At 65.9% G+C, this 17,294-nt stretch carries 15 protein-coding genes; 9 read left to right on the plus strand and 6 right to left on the minus strand.

The genetic code is table 11. The features are described 5' to 3' along the window. Nucleotides 1–73: 73 nt before the first annotated feature. Nucleotides 74–1,291: a CdaR family transcriptional regulator gene (locus MTX35_RS23420; protein ID WP_243597220.1), complete on the minus strand. Its 1,218-nt coding sequence runs from the start codon at nt 1,289–1,291 to the stop codon at nt 74–76. Nucleotides 1,292–1,468: 177 nt separating this feature from the next. Between MTX35_RS23420 and MTX35_RS23425 the strand changes: the two genes are divergently transcribed. Both MTX35_RS23425 and MTX35_RS23430 read left to right on the plus strand, forming a co-directional pair. After that, a complete protein-coding gene (locus MTX35_RS23425) occupies nt 1,469–2,908 on the plus strand; it encodes an amino acid permease (protein ID WP_243597221.1) in 1,440 nt (479 codons plus the stop codon). Next, complete coding sequence (locus MTX35_RS23430; protein WP_243597222.1) at nt 2,905–3,804, plus strand: universal stress protein; 900 nt, start codon at nt 2,905–2,907, stop codon at nt 3,802–3,804. The genes MTX35_RS23425 and MTX35_RS23430 overlap by 4 nt, the downstream gene beginning before the upstream one ends. Nucleotides 3,805–3,808: 4 nt before the next feature. On the opposite strand, the gene speB is transcribed toward MTX35_RS23430, so the two are convergent. Continuing rightward, complete coding sequence (speB, locus tag MTX35_RS23435; protein ID WP_243597223.1) at nt 3,809–4,768, minus strand: agmatinase; 960 nt, start codon at nt 4,766–4,768, stop codon at nt 3,809–3,811. Between the two features lie 104 nt (nt 4,769–4,872). On the opposite strand from speB, the gene MTX35_RS23440 reads away from it, so the two are divergent. The 3 genes from MTX35_RS23440 to MTX35_RS23450 are packed head-to-tail and all read left to right on the plus strand — an operon-like array spanning nt 4,873 to nt 8,020. Then, entirely contained in the window at nt 4,873–5,505 is a 633-nt protein-coding gene (locus tag MTX35_RS23440; protein ID WP_243597224.1) for a helix-turn-helix domain-containing protein, read from the plus strand. Further along, nucleotides 5,502–6,338: a carbon-nitrogen hydrolase family protein gene (locus MTX35_RS23445; RefSeq protein ID WP_243597225.1), complete on the plus strand. Its 837-nt coding sequence runs from the start codon at nt 5,502–5,504 to the stop codon at nt 6,336–6,338. The genes MTX35_RS23440 and MTX35_RS23445 overlap by 4 nt, the downstream gene beginning before the upstream one ends. After that, nucleotides 6,335–8,020 carry an NAD(P)/FAD-dependent oxidoreductase gene (locus MTX35_RS23450; protein WP_243597226.1) on the plus strand — a complete coding sequence of 562 codons (1,686 nt, stop codon included), beginning with the start codon at nt 6,335–6,337 and terminating at the stop codon, nt 8,018–8,020. Before MTX35_RS23445 ends, MTX35_RS23450 begins: the two co-directional genes overlap by 4 nt. Here the strand turns inward: MTX35_RS23450 and MTX35_RS23455 are convergent. Both MTX35_RS23455 and MTX35_RS23460 read right to left on the minus strand, forming a co-directional pair. Continuing rightward, complete coding sequence (locus MTX35_RS23455) at nt 8,017–8,721, minus strand: YoaK family protein (RefSeq protein WP_243597227.1); 705 nt, start codon at nt 8,719–8,721, stop codon at nt 8,017–8,019. The two genes, MTX35_RS23450 and MTX35_RS23455, sit on opposite strands and share 4 nt — an antisense overlap. A gap of 40 nt (nt 8,722–8,761) precedes the next feature. Further along, nucleotides 8,762–10,258, minus strand: coding sequence for a PucR family transcriptional regulator (locus tag MTX35_RS23460; RefSeq protein ID WP_243597228.1), 1,497 nt, complete (start codon nt 10,256–10,258; stop codon nt 8,762–8,764). Nucleotides 10,259–10,388: 130 nt separating this feature from the next. Between MTX35_RS23460 and gabT the strand changes: the two genes are divergently transcribed. Together gabT and MTX35_RS23470 are read left to right on the plus strand one after the other, a co-directional pair. After that, nucleotides 10,389–11,753 (plus strand): 4-aminobutyrate--2-oxoglutarate transaminase, encoded by a 1,365-nt coding sequence (gene gabT / locus MTX35_RS23465; RefSeq protein WP_243597229.1) that lies wholly within the window; start codon nt 10,389–10,391, stop codon nt 11,751–11,753. Nucleotide 11,754: 1 nt separating this feature from the next. Next, nucleotides 11,755–13,206, plus strand: coding sequence for an NAD-dependent succinate-semialdehyde dehydrogenase (locus MTX35_RS23470; RefSeq protein WP_243597230.1), 1,452 nt, complete (start codon nt 11,755–11,757; stop codon nt 13,204–13,206). An 88-nt stretch (nt 13,207–13,294) separates the two neighbouring features. On the opposite strand, the gene MTX35_RS23475 is transcribed toward MTX35_RS23470, so the two are convergent. Together MTX35_RS23475 and MTX35_RS23480 are read right to left on the minus strand one after the other, a co-directional pair. Then, nucleotides 13,295–14,323, minus strand: coding sequence for a Glu/Leu/Phe/Val dehydrogenase dimerization domain-containing protein (locus tag MTX35_RS23475; protein WP_279396211.1), 1,029 nt, complete (start codon nt 14,321–14,323; stop codon nt 13,295–13,297). A 249-nt stretch (nt 14,324–14,572) separates the two neighbouring features. After that, nucleotides 14,573–15,052: an Lrp/AsnC family transcriptional regulator gene (locus tag MTX35_RS23480; RefSeq protein ID WP_243597232.1), complete on the minus strand. Its 480-nt coding sequence runs from the start codon at nt 15,050–15,052 to the stop codon at nt 14,573–14,575. A gap of 134 nt (nt 15,053–15,186) precedes the next feature. Between MTX35_RS23480 and pdhA the strand changes: the two genes are divergently transcribed. Then, nucleotides 15,187–16,269 (plus strand): pyruvate dehydrogenase (acetyl-transferring) E1 component subunit alpha, encoded by a 1,083-nt coding sequence (pdhA, locus tag MTX35_RS23485; RefSeq protein ID WP_243597233.1) that lies wholly within the window; start codon nt 15,187–15,189, stop codon nt 16,267–16,269. Next, nucleotides 16,266–17,261 (plus strand): alpha-ketoacid dehydrogenase subunit beta, encoded by a 996-nt coding sequence (locus MTX35_RS23490; RefSeq protein ID WP_243597234.1) that lies wholly within the window; start codon nt 16,266–16,268, stop codon nt 17,259–17,261. The genes pdhA and MTX35_RS23490 overlap by 4 nt, the downstream gene beginning before the upstream one ends. Nucleotides 17,262–17,294 lie beyond the last annotated feature (33 nt).

Below are 17,294 nucleotides of genomic sequence, written 5' to 3' on the forward strand. Positions count from 1 at the left end.
GCATGGTCGTTTTGCGGACACGTTTCGACCGATTTCGTTGCCGGGTTACGGCAACCTCGGCGGCCCCGATGTGTCACGAGGACGAACGAACCTCGGGCCAGTCGAGCAGCTTCGCCCCGAGCACCGCTGTGTGCAGGGCGAACGCCTCGACCGGGTTGCCCACATTCTGCCCGGTCAAATCCTTGATTCGGGACAATCTGTAGGTGACGGCCCGCACCGACAGGTGCATGCGGCGTGCAGTCGACGCGGTGTTTGCGCCCGTGTCGAAGTACGCCTGCAAGGTTTCCAGCAATGGACCCGCTCCGCCTCGCGCGCCCAGCAACGGCGTCAGCAACGTGTCGACCAGATCGGCGATCGCCGCGCGATCGCTGATCAGAACGCGATAGACGAGCAGATCCCGAGCATCGACCACGGGCGCGTCCAGTCCGAGCGAGGACGCCAGATCGAGGGCATCGAGCGCTTCCCGGTACGACGCCGCCACACCGACCGCACCGCTGCGGGCACGGCCGACCCCGATCTGAGTCCGGCCGTATTCTCCTCTGCGCCGAAGATCGACCGATTCCCTCGAGACCGGTGCCGACGACGTGGTGAGGACGCGCCCCACCCGGGTCAGTACATGGTCGACGGCCTCGAGATCGGGAGCCGGGAACACCAGGATCAACCGGCCCTGCTTGGTGGCGACGAGCAATTCCGCGTCGCCCTTGCTGCCCTGCACGCTGCGCTCGACGAGGCCGATGGCAGAACTGGCGTCGGTGAACGGCTTGGACGACGTCACCACCGCTACGACGTGCGGACTCGACAGATCGAGCCCGAACGTCTGCGCTCGCCCGAGCACCCCGGCGACGTCGGAGGTGCCCGAGAGCAGATCGTCGACGAATTCGCGGCGTGCCAGAACCTCGGCTCTGACGAGAGTTCTGCGGGCGAGCTGAAATCCTTCGGCCAGTTCGGCCACCGCGTCGTCGACGGCGCGCAGCATCACCTCGCCCGCCGTGACGACCCCGGCCGGGTCGTCGGCGGCTGCGACCACCGCGGGCAGCTCGCGCCACAGCCGCCACGCGGAGGTCAGGTACAGGTCGAGCAACGCGCGCAGGGCAACGCCCGCGCGCGCCGCGGCGTCCCCCTGCGAGCGAAACTCGCGCAGCTGTGCCCGGCTCAGTGGGACACCCGCGTCCACGGCGTCGGTGAGGACGTCGAGGAAGCTGCCCAGGAGTGCCACGTCGAGCCCGCCGGCATCGGCAGCGGCCCGGGCAGCGACCGAGTCGAGCGGTAGCGCATCCCGCTGTGTGGCCATCTGTTCTCGTGTCTCCCATCCGACTGAAGGTCAATGGTAGGCATCGCGGCGTCGGTGGTGAAACGGATCGCTGTCCGCGTCTTCCGATTGCGCGGCGTGTTCGACGTGCAAGAGCCGGTATCCGGGAGCACAATCACCCGATCCGCACAGTTCGTATCCACGTTGGGAGTGTCGGCCATGACCTCGTCGAACAGGCCTGCAGCGAGTCTGCGGTCGCAGTTGCTTCGCAAGAAACCGATCGTGGATGCAGAGCAGCAGACCGGGGGCTTGCAACGAACCATCGGCACCTTTCAGCTGACGATGTTCGGCGTCGGTGCGACCATCGGAACCGGCATCTTCTTCGTACTGTCGCTCGCGGTTCCCGAAGCCGGTCCCGCAGTGGTGCTCTCGTTCCTGGCCGCGGGTATCGCGGCCGGTCTCGCGGCTATCTGTTACGCCGAAATGGCATCGGCGGTACCGGTTTCGGGCTCGACCTACTCCTATGCCTACGTGACGATGGGCGAGGTGGTCGCGATGGGCGTCGCGGCCTGCCTGTTGCTCGAGTACGGAGTGTCCAGTGCTGCCGTCGCCGTCGGGTGGAGCGGGTACCTCAACGAGCTGTTGAACAACCTGTTCGGGTTCACGATCCCGCACGCGCTGTCCGCTGCGCCGGGTGACTCCGATCCCGGCATCATGAATTTGCCTGCAGTCGTACTGATCGTGCTGTGCGCCGTTCTGCTCATTCGCGGTGCGAGCGAGTCGGCGGCCGTCAACGCAGTCATGGTCGTCATCAAACTCGGTGTGTTGGCCCTGTTCGCGATCGTCGGATTCACCGCCTTCGACTCCGGCAACTTCTCGGACTTCATGCCGTTGGGCGCAGCAGGGGTGACGGCGGCCGCCGGCACGATCTTCTTCTCGTTCATCGGACTCGACGCGGTGTCCACCGCGGGCGACGAGGTGAAAGATCCGCAGAAGACCATGCCGCGCGCCATCATCGCGGCGCTGATCGTCGTCATCGTGTTCTATCTCGTGGTGGCCGTGGCCGCCCTGGGAACTCAGCCCTGGACCGACTTCGCCGGCCAGGAGGAAGCCGGGCTGGCGGAGATCCTGCGGAACGTAACCGGGCAGGCCTGGCCGGCAACGATTCTGGCCGCAGGTGCGGTCATCTCGATCTTCTCGGTGACCCTGGTGACGATGTACGGGCAGACTCGCATTCTGTTCGCCATGGGCCGAGACGGCATGTTGCCGAAAGCGTTTGCCAAAGTCAGTCCGCGCACGCACACCCCGGTCAACAACACGATCGTGGTCGCGGTGATCATCTCGATTCTCGCTGCGTTCATTCCGCTCGACAAGCTGGCCGATCTGGTGTCGATCGGTACCCTCGTCGCGTTCATCGTCGTGGCGATCGGGGTGATCGTGCTTCGTCGGACGATGCCGGACCTGGAGCGTCCGTTCAAGGTGCCGGGCTATCCGGTGACTCCGGTGTTGTCGATCGCCGCGTGCGTGTACATCCTGTCCGGTCTGCGGTGGACCACGTGGTTCTGGTTCGGCCTCTGGCTCGCCGTGGTTCTCGCGTTCTATTTCCTGTGGGGTCGGCATCATTCGGCGCTCCGATCGGTTGGAAAGGACGCGGAATGAGCGTTCTGATCGCCTTCGCGCCGGGAAAAGGCAGTGTCGGTGCTCTCGATCTCGGTGCCCAACTCGCTCGGTCGTCGGGCGGCGACATCGATGTGGCGACGGTGGTGCCCAAGCCGTGGTCGACGCCGTCGATGGCACGGGTGGATGCCGAATTCGCGGATTGGGCGGCGGCGACGGCAGCCGAATCGGAGGCGAAGGCGCGGCACTACCTGGAGGACCGGGCTCCCGACATCACCGCATCGTTCCATCGCTTGGCACACCGATCGGTGTCGACGGCGTTGACCGAAGCGGCCGAGAGCATCTCGGCCTCGGTTCTGGTGCTCGGCTCCTCGGGCGACGGCGCTCTCGGACAGGTGGTCGTCGGGTCGACCGCAGACAAGCTGCTGCACTCGTCCCCGGTGACGGTTGCCCTCGCTCCGCGCGGCTACCGCATGCGCGAACGCGCCACTCTGACGCGGATCACCTGCGCCTTCTCCGGTGACAGCGAGGCCTCGCGCGTGGTGGGACCCACCGCGGAACTGGCTCGGGCTGCGGGCATTCCACTGCGCTTGGCCTCGTTCGTCGTTCGCGGGGCGACGATGTACCCGCCCGAGATCGGACTGCGCGCCGAGGACGACGTTGCCGCCGAACTCGCCCGAGGGCTGAGTGCGGCGCTGACCGCTGCGGTGGACGACGCTGTCGCGGTGGGACTCCCGGCGGACCAGGTCACGACGGAGTTGGCCTCGGCAGGCAGTTGGCGCGAGGCCCTCGACGAAGTGCAGTGGCAGGACGGTGAGGTGCTGACCATCGGATCGTCCGGGCCGCTGGGGCCGATCGCTCGGGTGTTCCTCGGGTCGCGGGCCACCAAGATCATCCGTCATTCGCCGGTGCCGATCCTGGTGCTGCCGCGTCGGTGACGGTTTATCGGTTGAGGGCCAGCACCGAGAGCAGTTCGTAGGCCACGTGAGCCGCGGCGATGCCGGTGATTTCGGCGTGGTCGTACGCGGGTGCGACCTCGACGATGTCGGCACCGACCACGTTCAGGCCGACCAGTCCGCGCAAGGTGTTGAGCAACTCCCGGGACGTCATGCCACCGGCCTCGGGCGTGCCGGTACCGGGCGCGTGCGCCGGGTCGAGAACGTCGATGTCGACCGAGACGTAGACCGGACCGCCGTCGAGTCGTCTGCGCATCCTCTCGACGATGCTGGCCACCCCGTCGACCTCGTAATCGTCGGAGCGAATCACCTGGAAGCCGAGCACCCGATCGTCCTCGAGATCCTGCTCGCTGTAGAGCGGGCCGCGAATGCCGATGTGCTGTGAGCGTTCCAGATCGATCAGACCTTCTTCGCTGGCTCGTCGGAACGGGGTGCCGTGAGTGTAGGGAGCACCGAAGTACGTGTCCCAGGTATCGAGGTGGGCATCGAAGTGCAAGACCGCTATCGGCCCGTGATCACGCGCGAGCGACCGCAGGATCGGCAGTGCGATGGTGTGGTCACCGCCGAGGGTGAGAACCGACGAGCCGTCGGCGCGCAGGTCGGTCACCGCGTCGTGCACCGTGTTCAGAGCCTCGGTGATGTCGAAGGGATTGACCCCGATGTCGCCGAAGTCCGCGACTTGTTGACGGGCGAAGGGCGACACCTTCAGCGCAGGGTTGTACGGCCGCAACAGTTTCGAGGCCGCTCGGATGTGACCCGGGCCGAAACGTGCGCCGGGGCGGTAGCTGACGCCGGAATCGAACGGGACACCGAGGACGGTCACGTCGGCCCGAGACACCTGGTCGAGTCGGGGCAGCCGGGCGAAGGTGGTCGGCTCGGCGAAGCGGGGGACCTTGGTGGCGTCGACCGGACCGATCGGTGGGTGCTCGGGATTGCTCGGGTTCATCGAGAATTCCTTCCGAAGTGGGGTGACGGGTCGACCAGGTCGCCCGGCAAGCGTTACTCTGATGCACGGTCTTGTCAACATGAGTTTCCTGAGAGGCGAGAACGGTGTCGGTGGCTTCGCAGGTCGACAACGACGCGCCGCGTATCGGCGCGCGGCTGAGAGAGGCGCGCCAGAAGAAGCGGTTGACGCTCGACGCGCTCGCCGATACCTGCGGGGTGACCAAGGGGTACCTGTCCAAACTCGAACGAGATCAGGTGAACGCCTCGGTGGCGTCGCTGGTTCGCGTCTGCGCGGCCCTGGACGTACCGGTCGGCTCCCTGTTCGACGACGCCCCGTCCGGCGAGGTGGTCCGCGCACAGTCGTTACCGCGCATCATGTTCGGCGGTGAGGCGATGACGGAGTACCTACTGACCCCGGTGGGGGAGCGTCGCGTGCAGGTGCTGTTGGGCCACATCGACGATGGCGGCGGGAGCGGAGCCGAGGCGTACACCCTTCCGCTCGACGTCACTTTCGTGCACGTGATCGAGGGTGAGTTACGGGTGACCTTCGAAGCCGAGGCGGACGGCACGTTCGCGGGTGAGGAGGTACTGCTCGGTCCCGGAGATGCGTTCACCTTCTCGCCGCGGCGCAGGCACAGCTTCCGTACCGAAGGCAGCGGCGGCGCTCGAGTTCTCTGGGTGCTGGCACCGGCGCTGCCCGAGGAGTTGGCAATGAGGAAACAGGAGTTGCATCGATGACGATCACCGTATCGCTCTTCCAAGGCCCCGAACTGGCCGGCGACGTCGACGCCAACCTCGCGGCACTCGACGACGCCGCCATGCGAGCGGCCGCAGCCGGCGCGTCGATCCTGGTGACCCCGGAGATGTCGGTCAGCGGATACGACATCGGCGATCTCGTGCTCCAACGAGCCGAACCGTTCGACGGGCCGATCTTCGAGAGGGTGGCGGCAATCGCTCGATCTCGCTGCGTCGCAATCGTCTACGGGTATCCCGAACGCACTCGTTCGGAGATCGGCGGCGACACGGTGTTCAATGCGGTGCAGGTGGTCGATGCATCAGGACGGTCGGTGGCGCGCTACCGCAAGACCCACCTGTTCGGTGAACTCGATCGCGCTCACTTCTCGCCTGGACCGGACCTGTTGGTGCAGTTCGACTTCGGCGGTCTGCGCTGCGGTCTGCTCACCTGCTACGACGTCGAATTCCCGGAAACCGTTCGTGCGCACGCCGACGCCGGAACGCAGTGGTTGATCGTTCCGACCGGCCTGATGACCCCGTTCGAGATCATCGCAACACACGTCGTCCCGACACGGGCGTACGAGAGCCAGCTGTTCGTCACCTACGTCAACCGCTGTGGCACCGAGACGAGTCTGACGTACTGCGGACTGACCTGCGCCGTCGCGCCGGACGGCACCGACCTTGCGCGCGCCGGTGCGCACGAACAACTTCTGACGGTGGATCTGGATCCGGCCGAGCTCGCTCGATCCCGCGCCGTCAACACGCATCTGGCCGATCGCCGCCATGACCTCTACCCGACAGGGTCCTCGCGGCCCGAGCAGGAGACCGACCGATGAGCACACCCGTCACCCCGGACAGCGCAATCGAATCCGAGGACGACCAGCCGCTGACGATGTTCGGCCCGGACTTTCCGTTCGCGTACGACGATTACCTCGCGCATCCGGCCGGCCTGGGACGTGTTCCCGACGCGGCCCTCGGTACCCGGGTCGCGGTGATCGGCGGCGGATTGGCAGGCATGGTCGTCGCTCGCGAACTACTCGAGCTCGGTTTGGAACCCGTTGTGTACGAATCGGATCGAATCGGTGGCCGGATGCGGTCGGTGCCGTTCGAGGGGCATCCAGGAGTGGTGGCCGAAATGGGTGCGATGCGGTTTCCGCCGTCGTCGACCGCGCTGTTCCACTACCTCGACGCCGTCGGACTCGACACCACACCGTTTCCGAATCCGCTGGCCGAGGTGACGCCCAGTACGGTGATCGATCTCAAGGGTGAGAGCTACTACGCACGCAAACTCGATGATCTTCCACCGGTGTTCGCCGAGGTCGCCGAGGCGTGGAACCGAACGCTGGAGGACCACGCCGAACTGATTCCGTTGCAGCGTGCGATCCGCAAGCGGGACGTGGCCGAGATCAAACGAATCTGGAACGAGCTGATCGTGAAGTTCGACGATCAGACCTTCTACGGTTTTCTTGCCGCCTCCGAACACTTCTCGTCGTTTCGGATGCGGGAGTTGTTCGGCCAGGTCGGTTTCGGAACGGGCGGATGGGACACCGATTATCCCAACTCGATCCTCGAGATCCTTCGCGTCGTCATCACGGCAGCGGACGACCACCACCGCGGAATCGTCGGAGGTTCAGAGCAACTGCCGATGCGGCTGTGGACCGACTCGCCGGCAAACATGGCCCACTGGCCCGCCGGCACGTCGGTGGCCTCGCTGAACGGCGGCACCACGATGTCGCGCGTCACCGAGATCAGGCGCACCGACGGCGGCACCACGATCCACGACGACCGCGGCAACATCCGCACCTACGCCGCCGCCGTCGTGACCGCTCAGAGCTGGATGTTGTTGAGCAACATCAGGTGTGACGACGATCTGTTCCCCATCGACCACTGGACCGCCATCGAACGGACCCACTACATGGGGTCGACCAAGGTGTTCGCGCTCGTCGATCGACCGTTCTGGAAGGACAAGGATCCGGTCACCGGCCGCGATCTGGTGAGCATGACTCTGACCGACCGAATGAGCCGCGGCACGTATCTGCTCGACCAGGGCGAGGGCCGTCCCGGACTGATCTGCCTGTCGTACACGTGGTCCGACGACTCGCTCAAGCTACTGGCCCTCGACCCCACCGAACGCATGAACATCATGCTGCGATCGCTCGAGGAGATCTATCCCGGTGTCGATTTCCGCAGCCACATCATCTCCACACCGGTGACGTTGTCCTGGGAGACCGAACGTGACTTCATGGGTGCCTTCAAAGCCAACCTGCCGGGCCACTACCGCTACCAGGAAAGGTTGTTCACGCATTTCGTCCAGCACGAGCTCGACCCACGACATCGAGGCATCTTCCTTGCCGGCGACGACATCTCGTGGACTGCAGGCTGGGCCGAGGGTGCCATTCACACCGCACTGAATGCGGTGTGGGGCGTCGTGCATCACCTGGGCGGCACGTCGGCACCCGGTAACCCGGGACCTGGCGATGTCTTCGACGCCATCGCGCCGCTTCGGTTGGGTGACTAGCGCTTCGGTCGCAGCGGCCGGGGGGAGCGCTCGTCGAACACGAACAGCGCCAGCGCGATGGTCAGCATGAGGGCAACAATCCAGATCGCCCGCAGCCCGAACAGCTCGACCGCGACTGCGCCGATCAGTGCCCCGCCGAAGAATCCGGAGATCACTGCGCCGAACCGTCGGGCGCGCGTTCCGGCCTCCAGATCGTGTTCGACCACCCGATGAAATGCGGCCATCGCCATGCTGCGGAGATTCCCGGTCGTCATGGTGGTGTTGAACGGCGAATCCACCAGCACGCGAAAGGTGGTCACCTGCACGCCGGCGACGTGAGCGAGGATCACCGAGACCACGGCGTCGGGGACGGTCGCCGGCAGAAAACCGACGACGAGGACGACCAGGATCTCGAACACCAGCACTGCCCGTACCGGTCGTCGCACGATCTTCGCCACCGCGGGCAACGCGATGAACTCCGCGGTCGCAACTCCCAGCACGAAGGCCGCCAGCGGAGGCAGAAAAGCCAGCGCCTCGACCCACCGACCGCCGGCGACATCGACCCCGAGCAGCACCACGTTTCCGGTCTGCGCGCCGGCGAACACGCCGCCGCGGGTGATGTAGGTGTACGCGTCGAGGAATCCACCGACCGCCGCCAGCAGTACTCCGAGCCGAACCGATTTTGCGGTCGCGACGGCGATGTGGGGCTGCGGCGTGGTCACCGACCGAGCTTGGCACACAGGCATGCGGTCACGAGCGCATTCACGCCTGTACCGCAAGGAGTACGAGCAACAATTCCGCTCGCACCCGCGCCGATGTCAGATCGACCGCGAGCAACTCCTCGCAGCGAGTGATCCGGTTTCGCAGGGTGTGCCGGTGGACGGCGAGATGCGTCGCAGCAGTCTCCCAATGCCCGTTGGCCTCGAGAAAGGCCCGGAGCGAGCCGACCAGATCCGCGGTGTGGGTGCGGTCGTACTCGGCCAGCACCGAGATGGTGACGGCCGCCATGGCGCGCAACGACTCCTGGACCGGTTCGGCGGCGAGCAGCATCGATCCGGTGAATTCGACGACGCGATCGTTCGACCCGGCCGCAGCACACGCGAGCGACGCCTGCTTCGACGCCACGGCGGCATCGGCGATGTGGTGGCTGGAGCTGAGGCCGACATACACCGATCGGGGCAGTGAATCGAGCAGGTGTGCAACGAAATCGGAGTCGTCCGTCGCGCGTAACAACACCACGGCTCCGGTGTCGGTCTTCCGGGCGAACGTCGGACGGGCCCGGGAGCGACATTCCACATCGATCGCCTCGACTATGCGTGCCGACGGTCCGCGTAGCACCGCCACCCTGATCCGCGAGTCGTCGTCGGCGGCCTCGGCGAGATAGCTCGGCACCTGTGTGTCGTCGGGGGAGGGCAGGTGCCCGTCGAGCAACAAACCGAGAGCCAGCGTGTTGAGCCGGGACTGCTCGGCGCGCAGCCGCGTGGGCTTTTCGAGTTCGAGAGTCACCAGCGACACGGCATGCCCGAGCAGGATCTGTTCGATGCCCGTCACCGGACCCGTCGTGCGAATGGCGAGAAAACTCGATGCTCCGCCGGAGGCCGCGACGGAATGCAGGGTGACGGTGCAGCCGGGTTCGCTGACCGACACGGTGGCCGGCGACGCAGACGGTCGAATGCTCCGCGCAATCTGGCGGGAACTCTCGACGAGGTCGGCTGCCGCTGCCGGATGGAACGATTCGGTTCGGTTGCCGATCAGTGCCACCGATGTCGAGGTGGCGACGGCCAGCTCACGGACGATCGCGTCGACGCCGCCGTGCAGGGCCGCCCGCGTGATTCGGGTCTGCACCGAGGCGGCGCGCAGTACCTGCTCGTACTCCTGCTCGGCGATCCGCTTCATGACCGATCTGATGACGGCGGCGAACGGGGTGTCGTAGGGAACCTCCACGACGGGAAGTCCGACCTCCTCGGCGGCGTCGAGCAGATGGCGGGGAACAGTGCTGTGGGACAACCCGACTCCGAATCCCAGGCAGGCGACACCAGCGGCGGCCAGTGTGCGGACGTACGCGCCGAGTGCCGGACCGTCGGAGTCGAATCCCAGTCCTGTCGTCAGGATCAGTTCGCCGCCGGACAACCACGGACTTGGATCGGTGAGTTCGGTCGCCTGCGCAAAGGTGATGGGTGAAGGACTGCGCTCGGGCCCGCCGCGGTGACTCAGGCGGAGGTGTTGCTGTCTCAGCAGCCAGGACATCTCGATGCTCACCGAACGAACTGTAACGCCCTGGCTGCCGAATTGGAGTGCAATCGAACCCTGGGGTGTACACAATGGCACCGGACTTTCGGGTGGGAGCGGTCGCATACTGACTCGACCAGCCCACACGAAAGGTGCGACCATGGCCTCGATCGAGTACCGACTTCCGCAGGAACGCAGGATCGTCACCGCCTTCCCCGGGCCGAAATCGGCGGCGCTGGCACAGCGCCGCAAGGCCGTCGTGGGTGCAGGGGTGGCGTCGACGCTGCCGGTGTACGTGGCCGATGCCGACGGTGGCGTTGTGGTCGACGTCGACGGGAACTCGCTGATCGACCTCGGGGCCGGAATCGCCGTGACGACAGTCGGTGCATCCAACCCGGCAGTCGTTGCCGCCGTGCAGGATCAGGTCGCGCACTTCACCCACACGTGCTTCATGATCGCACCGTACGAGGGTTACATCGAGGTCGCCGAGAAGCTGGCCGAGCTGACGCCCGGCGATCACGACAAGCGCAGCGTCCTGTTCAACAGCGGTGCCGAAGCCGTCGAGAACGCGGTCAAGATCGCGCGGCACGCCACCGGACGCTCCGCTGTCGTCGTGTTCGACCACGCGTACCACGGTCGCACCAACCTGACGATGGCACTGACCTCGAAGTCGATGCCGTACAAGAGTGGATTCGGACCGTTCGCTCCCGAGATCTACCGCGCTCCGATGTCGTATCCGTTCCGCGAAGGTCTGAACGCCGACGGTTCCGCGGTCACCGGTGCTCAGGCTGCGGCGAGGGCGATTTCCGTCATCGAAAAGCAGGTCGGCGCAGACAATCTCGCGGCCATCCTGATCGAGCCTATTCAGGGTGAGGGCGGCTTCGTCGTGCCTGCCGAAGGATTCCTGCCTGCACTGGCGAACTGGGCGCGGGAGAACGGCGTAGTGTTCATCGCCGACGAGGTGCAGTCCGGATTCACCCGCACCGGAGCTTGGTTCGCGAGCGAGCACGAAGGCGTCGTGCCGGACCTGATCACCATGGCCAAGGGCATCGCAGGTGGTATGCCGCTGGCCGCCGTCACCGGCCGTGCCGATCTGATCGACGCCGTGCACCCCGGTGGACTCGGCGGCACCTACGGCGGCAACCCGGTGGCCTGCGCCGCGGCCATCGCATCCATCGAGCAGATGGAGACGCTCGACCTCAATGCCCGTGCCCGCGACATCGAACGCACCGTGTCCGAGCGACTGAACGCGTTGGCGTCCGAGCTCGGCATCATCGGCGACGTGCGTGGCCGCGGAGCCATGCTCGCGATCGAGCTCGTGGTGCCCGGTGGACGTGAGCCCAATCCCGAGGCCACCAAAGCGGTTGCGGCCGCGGCACTCGAGGCCGGGGTGATCGTGCTGACGTGCGGTACCTACGGCAACGTCATCCGCCTGCTGCCGCCCCTGGTGATCTCCGACGAGCTGCTGGACGACGCGCTCACCGTCCTCGAAGGCGCGCTTCGCACTGTGGCACAGGGGAACTGACATGTCGGCCCACGATCTGATCTCCTCGCTGCCCACCGATCTGTGGCTCGGTGGTGAGCAGACCCCGTCGGCGTCGGGTGGCCGATTCTCCGTACTGAACCCGGCGACCGGCGAAGAACTCACCACCGTCGCCGACGCCACCGCGGCCGACGGCGTCTCCGCGCTCGATCTGGCCGCTGCGGCGCAACCGCTGTGGGCGGCGACGCCCGCTCGTGAGCGAGCAGAGATTCTGCGGCGTGCGTTCGATCTGCTGCAGGAGCGCGCGGACGACTTCGCTCTGCTGATGACCCTCGAAATGGGAAAGTCGTTGGTGGAAAGCCGCGGTGAGGTGACCTACGGCGGCGAATTCCTGCGCTGGTTCAGCGAGGAAGCCGTTCGGATCGGTGGCCGGTTCACCCCCGCGCCTGCGGGCAACGGCCGAATCATGGTGACCAAGGTGCCCGTCGGCCCGGTGCTGGCCATCACGCCGTGGAACTTTCCGCTGGCGATGGGTACCCGTAAGATCGGCCCCGCACTCGCGGCGGGCTGCACCGTCATCGTCAAACCGGCCGAGGACACCCCGTTGACGATGCTGCTGCTCGGGCAGGTGTTCGCCGACGCCGGGTTGCCCAGTGGGGTGCTCTCGATCCTTCCGGCCTCCGACGCGGCGGCGGTCACCGGACCGTTGATGGACGACCCGAGACTGAGGAAGGTCACGTTCACCGGATCGACCGGCGTGGGAAAGCTGTTGGTGCGCAACGCAGCCGACCGCCTCCTGCGGACGTCGATGGAGCTCGGCGGCAACGCTCCGTTCATCGTGTTCGACGACGCGGACATCGATGCGGCCGTCGACGGGGCGATGCTCGCCAAGATGCGCAACGGCGGAGAAGCATGCACGGCGGCCAACCGTCTGTACGTCGCGAACTCGGTGCGGGAGGAATTCACCACGAAACTGACCGCGCGGATCGAGGCCCTGACGGTCGGTGCGGGTGACCGAGAGGGCACCGACATCGGGCCGCTCATCAACGACAAGCAGCGTAGAACGGTCACCGCACTGGTGGACGATGCAGTGGCCAAGGGTGCCCGGGTACGCACCGGAGGTACGACGCCCGAGGGACCCGGATTCTTCTACGCGCCGACGGTGCTCGACCGAATCCCCGCGGACGCGAATCTGTTGCAGGACGAGATTTTCGGCCCGGTGGCAGCGATCATCGGATTCGACACCGAGGACGAGGCAGTGGCCGCAGCCAACGACACCCGGTACGGATTGGTGGCCTACTTCTACACCGAGAACCTCGACCGTGCCCTGCGGGTATCGGCAGCACTGGACACCGGCATGGTCGGGGTCAATCGAGGTGCCATCTCGGACGCGGCTGCTCCCTTCGGTGGCGTCAAGGAATCGGGCTTCGGCCGCGAGGGCGGGTCCGAAGGCATCGAGGAATACCTCGAGACGAAGTACATCGCGCTTCGGTAGTCCTGCACGTGTCGCTCCACTCCTCGACCGTCAGTGCGGGAATTCCCGATCGACGGCCGGAAGTGGAGCGATACGTGCCGGTGCGTTCTCAGCCCTTGGCGGCCGTGATCCGGTCTTCGGCCAGACGATCGGCGGCGGCTCCCAGCAGAATGCCCTCCGCACGCGCGATGGCGAAGATGCCGGTTACGGTGTCGCGGATCTTCCCGATCGTGGCCATCACCTCGGCCGAATCCTTGCCGCGCAGTTCGCCTTCCACCTGGATCAGGCCGCCGGCGTTGGCGACGTAGTCCGGTACCCAGACGATTCCGCGCGCAGCCAGCATCGCTTCGACATCGGGGGTGAGGAGTTGATTGTTCGCTGCACCGCACACGATGGACGCCGACAATCGAGCCACCGACGAGGCGTCGAGCGTGGCACCCATGGCGCACGGCGCGTAGACGTCGATGTCGGCACCGATGATGTCGGATCCGATGGTGACCCCGGGGAAGTCCAGGGCGATGCGATCGAGTGCGGGTACGTAGGAGTCGCTAACGATCACCTCGGCACCGGCCTCACGAAGCAGCGCGACGAGGTCGTACCCCACCTTGCCTGCGCCCTCGACGCCGACACGCTTGCCGGTCAGATCGTCCGAGCCCCATACCGATTCGGCTGCGGCCCGAAGCGAGAGAAAGACTCCGAGTGCAGTCTGCGGGCCGCTGTCGCCGGTGCCGCCCGCGGTGGTGTTCTTGCCGACGACGTGCGCCGTCTCCTCACCGATGATGTCGAGATCGTCGCTGTTGGTCCCCACATCGCCCGCCGTGACGTAGGTCCCGCCGAGCGATTCGACGAACCGGCCGTAGGCGCTCAACAGTGTCGGGGTCTTGATGGCGTTGGGGTTGCCGATGATCACCGCTTTACCGCCGCCGAGGTCGACTCCGGCGACGGCTGCCTTGTACGTCATTCCGCGGGAGAGCCGTAGAACATCGGTCAGCGCATCCTGCTCGGATGCGTAGGGGTAGAAGCGAGTTCCGCCGAGGGCAGGACCGAGCGTCGTGGAGTGGACTGCGATGATCGCACGCAGACCGGTGTCACGATCCTGGCAGAACACGACGCGCTCGTGGGCAGAGTCGTGCGGCATGTCGGAACGATCGAAGACCCCTGCCGGCAAGGGATCGATCGAGGTGGGTACGGCGGCGGGGCGGTCGGCAACGACGGACACAGGCAGTCTCTTTCGGTGATGAGGCGGCGGTACCCGGAAATGGATGGTATCCGGGAACATGTCCGTCGAAGAGTGCCGTGAGCATGCACGCTGGTCAACCGCCGCTGCCGAGAACGTGCATGTTGCACGGTGGTGCGTTGATCGACGCGGCAGCGCTGGTCTGGCTGCTCAGCGTCGGCCCTCCTCGGCGAGCTGTTCGAGCAACGGCTTGGTGCGGTACTGGATCAACTCCGACATCGCGATGGACATGTTGGTGCGCTCGACTCCGGGGATATCGAGAATGAGACCCGCGATGCGATACAGGTCGTCGGCGTCGACGGCCGCGATGCGGATGTGCATGTCTGCGGCTCCGGACAGCCCGAACACCTCGAGCACTTCCGGGATGGTGCGCAGGTGCTCGGTCACCGCGGCCAGCGTGTGTTGATTGACCTGTGCGGTGACGAATGCCTGCAGCGGCCGCCCCAGTGACTTCGGTGGGATGCGGTGGTCGATCGGAGTGAGCGACCCCTTGTCGTCCCATCGACCGAGGCGCGCCTGGACGGTGTTCCGAGACAGTCCCAATGTGGTGGCGAGTTCGACGCCGGTGGCTCGCGGCCTCGCGCAGAGGGCGAGCAGAAGTCGAGCGTCGGTCTTGTCCAGATCGGTCATTGCGCACTTCCTGTAGCTCGGTCGTTACCCAATATTGTGCACGCTGCGCAGTTCTGAAGTCATCACTTGTGCAGGGTGGATGTCGGTGGTGTTCTTGTGAAGGACATCACATCAGGACGGAGAGTGCCACGACCATGAACACCAACTCGCTGGTTCAGCTGATCAAAGAATCGGGAACAGTGGTGCGCAACGAGACCTACTCGCCCCTTGTCGCCGATATCGACACAGCCGCGATGATGGAGATGTACCGCGATCTCGTTGTCGTCCGGCGCATCGATTCCGAGGCCACCGCACTGCAGCGACAGGGCGAACTGGGCTTGTGGGCGCCGTTGCTCGGACAGGAAGCGGCACAGGTCGGATCCGCTCGTGCACTCGACACCGAGGACTTCGTGTTCGCCAGCTACCGCGAGCACGGTGTCGCTTACTGCCGCGGAGTAGACCCCACCCAGATGCTGCGGTTCTGGCGCGGATCGACGCTGTCGGGGTGGGACCCGTACGAGTACCGCATGACGACACCGGCGATCATCGTGGGATCGCAGGGTCTGCACGCGACCGGGTACGCGATCGGCATGCAGCTCGAGGGTGCCGAGGGCGCAGCCATCACCTACTTCGGCGACGGCGCAACCAGCCAGGGTGACATTTCCGAGGCACTCGGTTTCGCCGCGAGTTTTCACGCGCCGGTGGTGTTCTTCTGCCAGAACAACCAGTGGGCCATCTCCGAACCGGTGACGGTGCAGACGAAGGCGACGATCGCCGCCCGCGGCGAGGGATACGGAATCCCGTCGGTCCGCGTCGACGGCAACGACGTTCTCGCGGTTCTGGCCGTGACCCGGGCAGCGCTGGCGCGGGCGCGTGAAGGCAGCGGCCCGACGCTCATCGAGGCCGTCACCTACCGCATGGGCCCGCACACGACCTCGGACGATCCGACGCGGTACCGCTCGGGTGCCACCGACGACGAGTGGCGCGCCAAGGATCCGATCGACCGAATCGAGAAGCTGCTCAGGCGAATCGGCGTGTTCGACGACGCGTTCGCCGCCTCGGTGAAGCAGACGGCCGACGACGTGGCCGCCGAGCTTCGCCGCGGTTGCCTCGAGACCGTCGAACCGGCCGCGATGTCGGTCTTCGACAACGTCTACGCAGATCCCCACCCTCTCCTGGACGACGAGCGCGCTCGATTCGCCTCGTACCAAGCCGGATTCGAAGGAGCCATGTCATGACCACCCTGGAACGGCCCACCAGTCTTCCGTTGGGCAAGGCCATCAACGCAGGTCTGCGGCGAGCGATGGAGAACGATCCGAAAGTCCTGCTGATGGGCGAGGACATCGGCAAGCTCGGCGGCGTCTTCCGCATCACCGACGGCCTGCAGAAGGACTTCGGACCCGGCCGTGTGCTCGACATGCCGTTGGCGGAATCGGGCATCATCGGTACCGCCGTCGGTCTGGCGATGCGGGGATTCCGGCCGGTGTGCGAGATCCAGTTCGACGGTTTCATCTATCCGGCGTTCGACCAGATCGTTTCGCAGGTGGCCAAACTGCACTACCGCACCAGTGGAAACGTGAAGATCCCGATGACGATCAGAGTGCCCTACGGTGGCGGAATCGGTGCCGTCGAGCACCACTCCGAATCTCCCGAAGGGTATTTCGCGCAGACCGCAGGTCTTCGCGTCGTCACGTGCAGCAACGCTGCCGACGGCTATTCGATGATCCAGCAGGCCATCGCCAGCGATGATCCGGTGTTGTTCTTCGAGCCGAAGCGACGGTACTGGGAGAAGAGCCCGATCGACCTCGACGCCGACGCGTCGTACCCACTGCACCGAGCGCGGGTCGTCACCGAGGGCACCGACGTCACCCTCATCGCCTACGGACCACTCGTCGCCACCGCGCGCAAGGCCGCCGAAGTGGCTGCCCACGAGGGACTGTCGATCGAGGTCATCGATCTTCGCTCACTCTCGCCGATCGACTTCGAGACCATCGAGGCCTCGGTGCGCAAGACCGGACGACTGGTCGTCACCCACGAGGCCCCGGTGTTCATGGGCCTCGGCTCGGAGATCGCAGCGCGAGTATCCGAACGGTGCTTCTACAACCTCGAGGCACCGGTGATGCGCGTCGGTGGTTTCGCGACCCCGTACCCGGCGTCGAAACTCGAGAAGTTCTACCTCCCCGACGTCGACCGCATTCTCGACGCAGTCGACCGCTGCCGCTCGCACTGACCTCGCGCTCACCGACCGCCGATTTCGACCGAA

This window comes from Rhodococcus sp. ARC_M12, assembly GCF_022810385.1.
GTDB classification, from domain to species: Bacteria; Actinomycetota; Actinomycetes; order Mycobacteriales; family Mycobacteriaceae; genus Rhodococcoides; species Rhodococcoides navarretei.

Excerpts from the sequence above, each read along its gene's own strand:
- MTX35_RS23420 (WP_243597220.1), bottom strand. The coding sequence starts at position 1,291 with ATGGCCACACAGCGGGATGCGCTACCGCTCGACTCGGTCGCTGCCCGG.
- MTX35_RS23425 (WP_243597221.1), top strand. The coding sequence starts at position 1,469 with ATGACCTCGTCGAACAGGCCTGCAGCGAGTCTGCGGTCGCAGTTGCTT.
- MTX35_RS23430 (WP_243597222.1), top strand. The coding sequence starts at position 2,905 with ATGAGCGTTCTGATCGCCTTCGCGCCGGGAAAAGGCAGTGTCGGTGCT.
- speB (WP_243597223.1), bottom strand. The coding sequence starts at position 4,768 with ATGAACCCGAGCAATCCCGAGCACCCACCGATCGGTCCGGTCGACGCC.
- MTX35_RS23445 (WP_243597225.1), top strand. The coding sequence starts at position 5,502 with ATGACGATCACCGTATCGCTCTTCCAAGGCCCCGAACTGGCCGGCGAC.
- MTX35_RS23450 (WP_243597226.1), top strand. The coding sequence starts at position 6,335 with ATGAGCACACCCGTCACCCCGGACAGCGCAATCGAATCCGAGGACGAC.
- gabT (WP_243597229.1), top strand. The coding sequence starts at position 10,389 with ATGGCCTCGATCGAGTACCGACTTCCGCAGGAACGCAGGATCGTCACC.
- MTX35_RS23470 (WP_243597230.1), top strand. The coding sequence starts at position 11,755 with ATGTCGGCCCACGATCTGATCTCCTCGCTGCCCACCGATCTGTGGCTC.
- MTX35_RS23475 (WP_279396211.1), bottom strand. The coding sequence starts at position 14,323 with ATGCCGCACGACTCTGCCCACGAGCGCGTCGTGTTCTGCCAGGATCGT.
- MTX35_RS23480 (WP_243597232.1), bottom strand. The coding sequence starts at position 15,052 with ATGACCGATCTGGACAAGACCGACGCTCGACTTCTGCTCGCCCTCTGC.
- pdhA (WP_243597233.1), top strand. The coding sequence starts at position 15,187 with ATGAACACCAACTCGCTGGTTCAGCTGATCAAAGAATCGGGAACAGTG.
- MTX35_RS23490 (WP_243597234.1), top strand. The coding sequence starts at position 16,266 with ATGACCACCCTGGAACGGCCCACCAGTCTTCCGTTGGGCAAGGCCATC.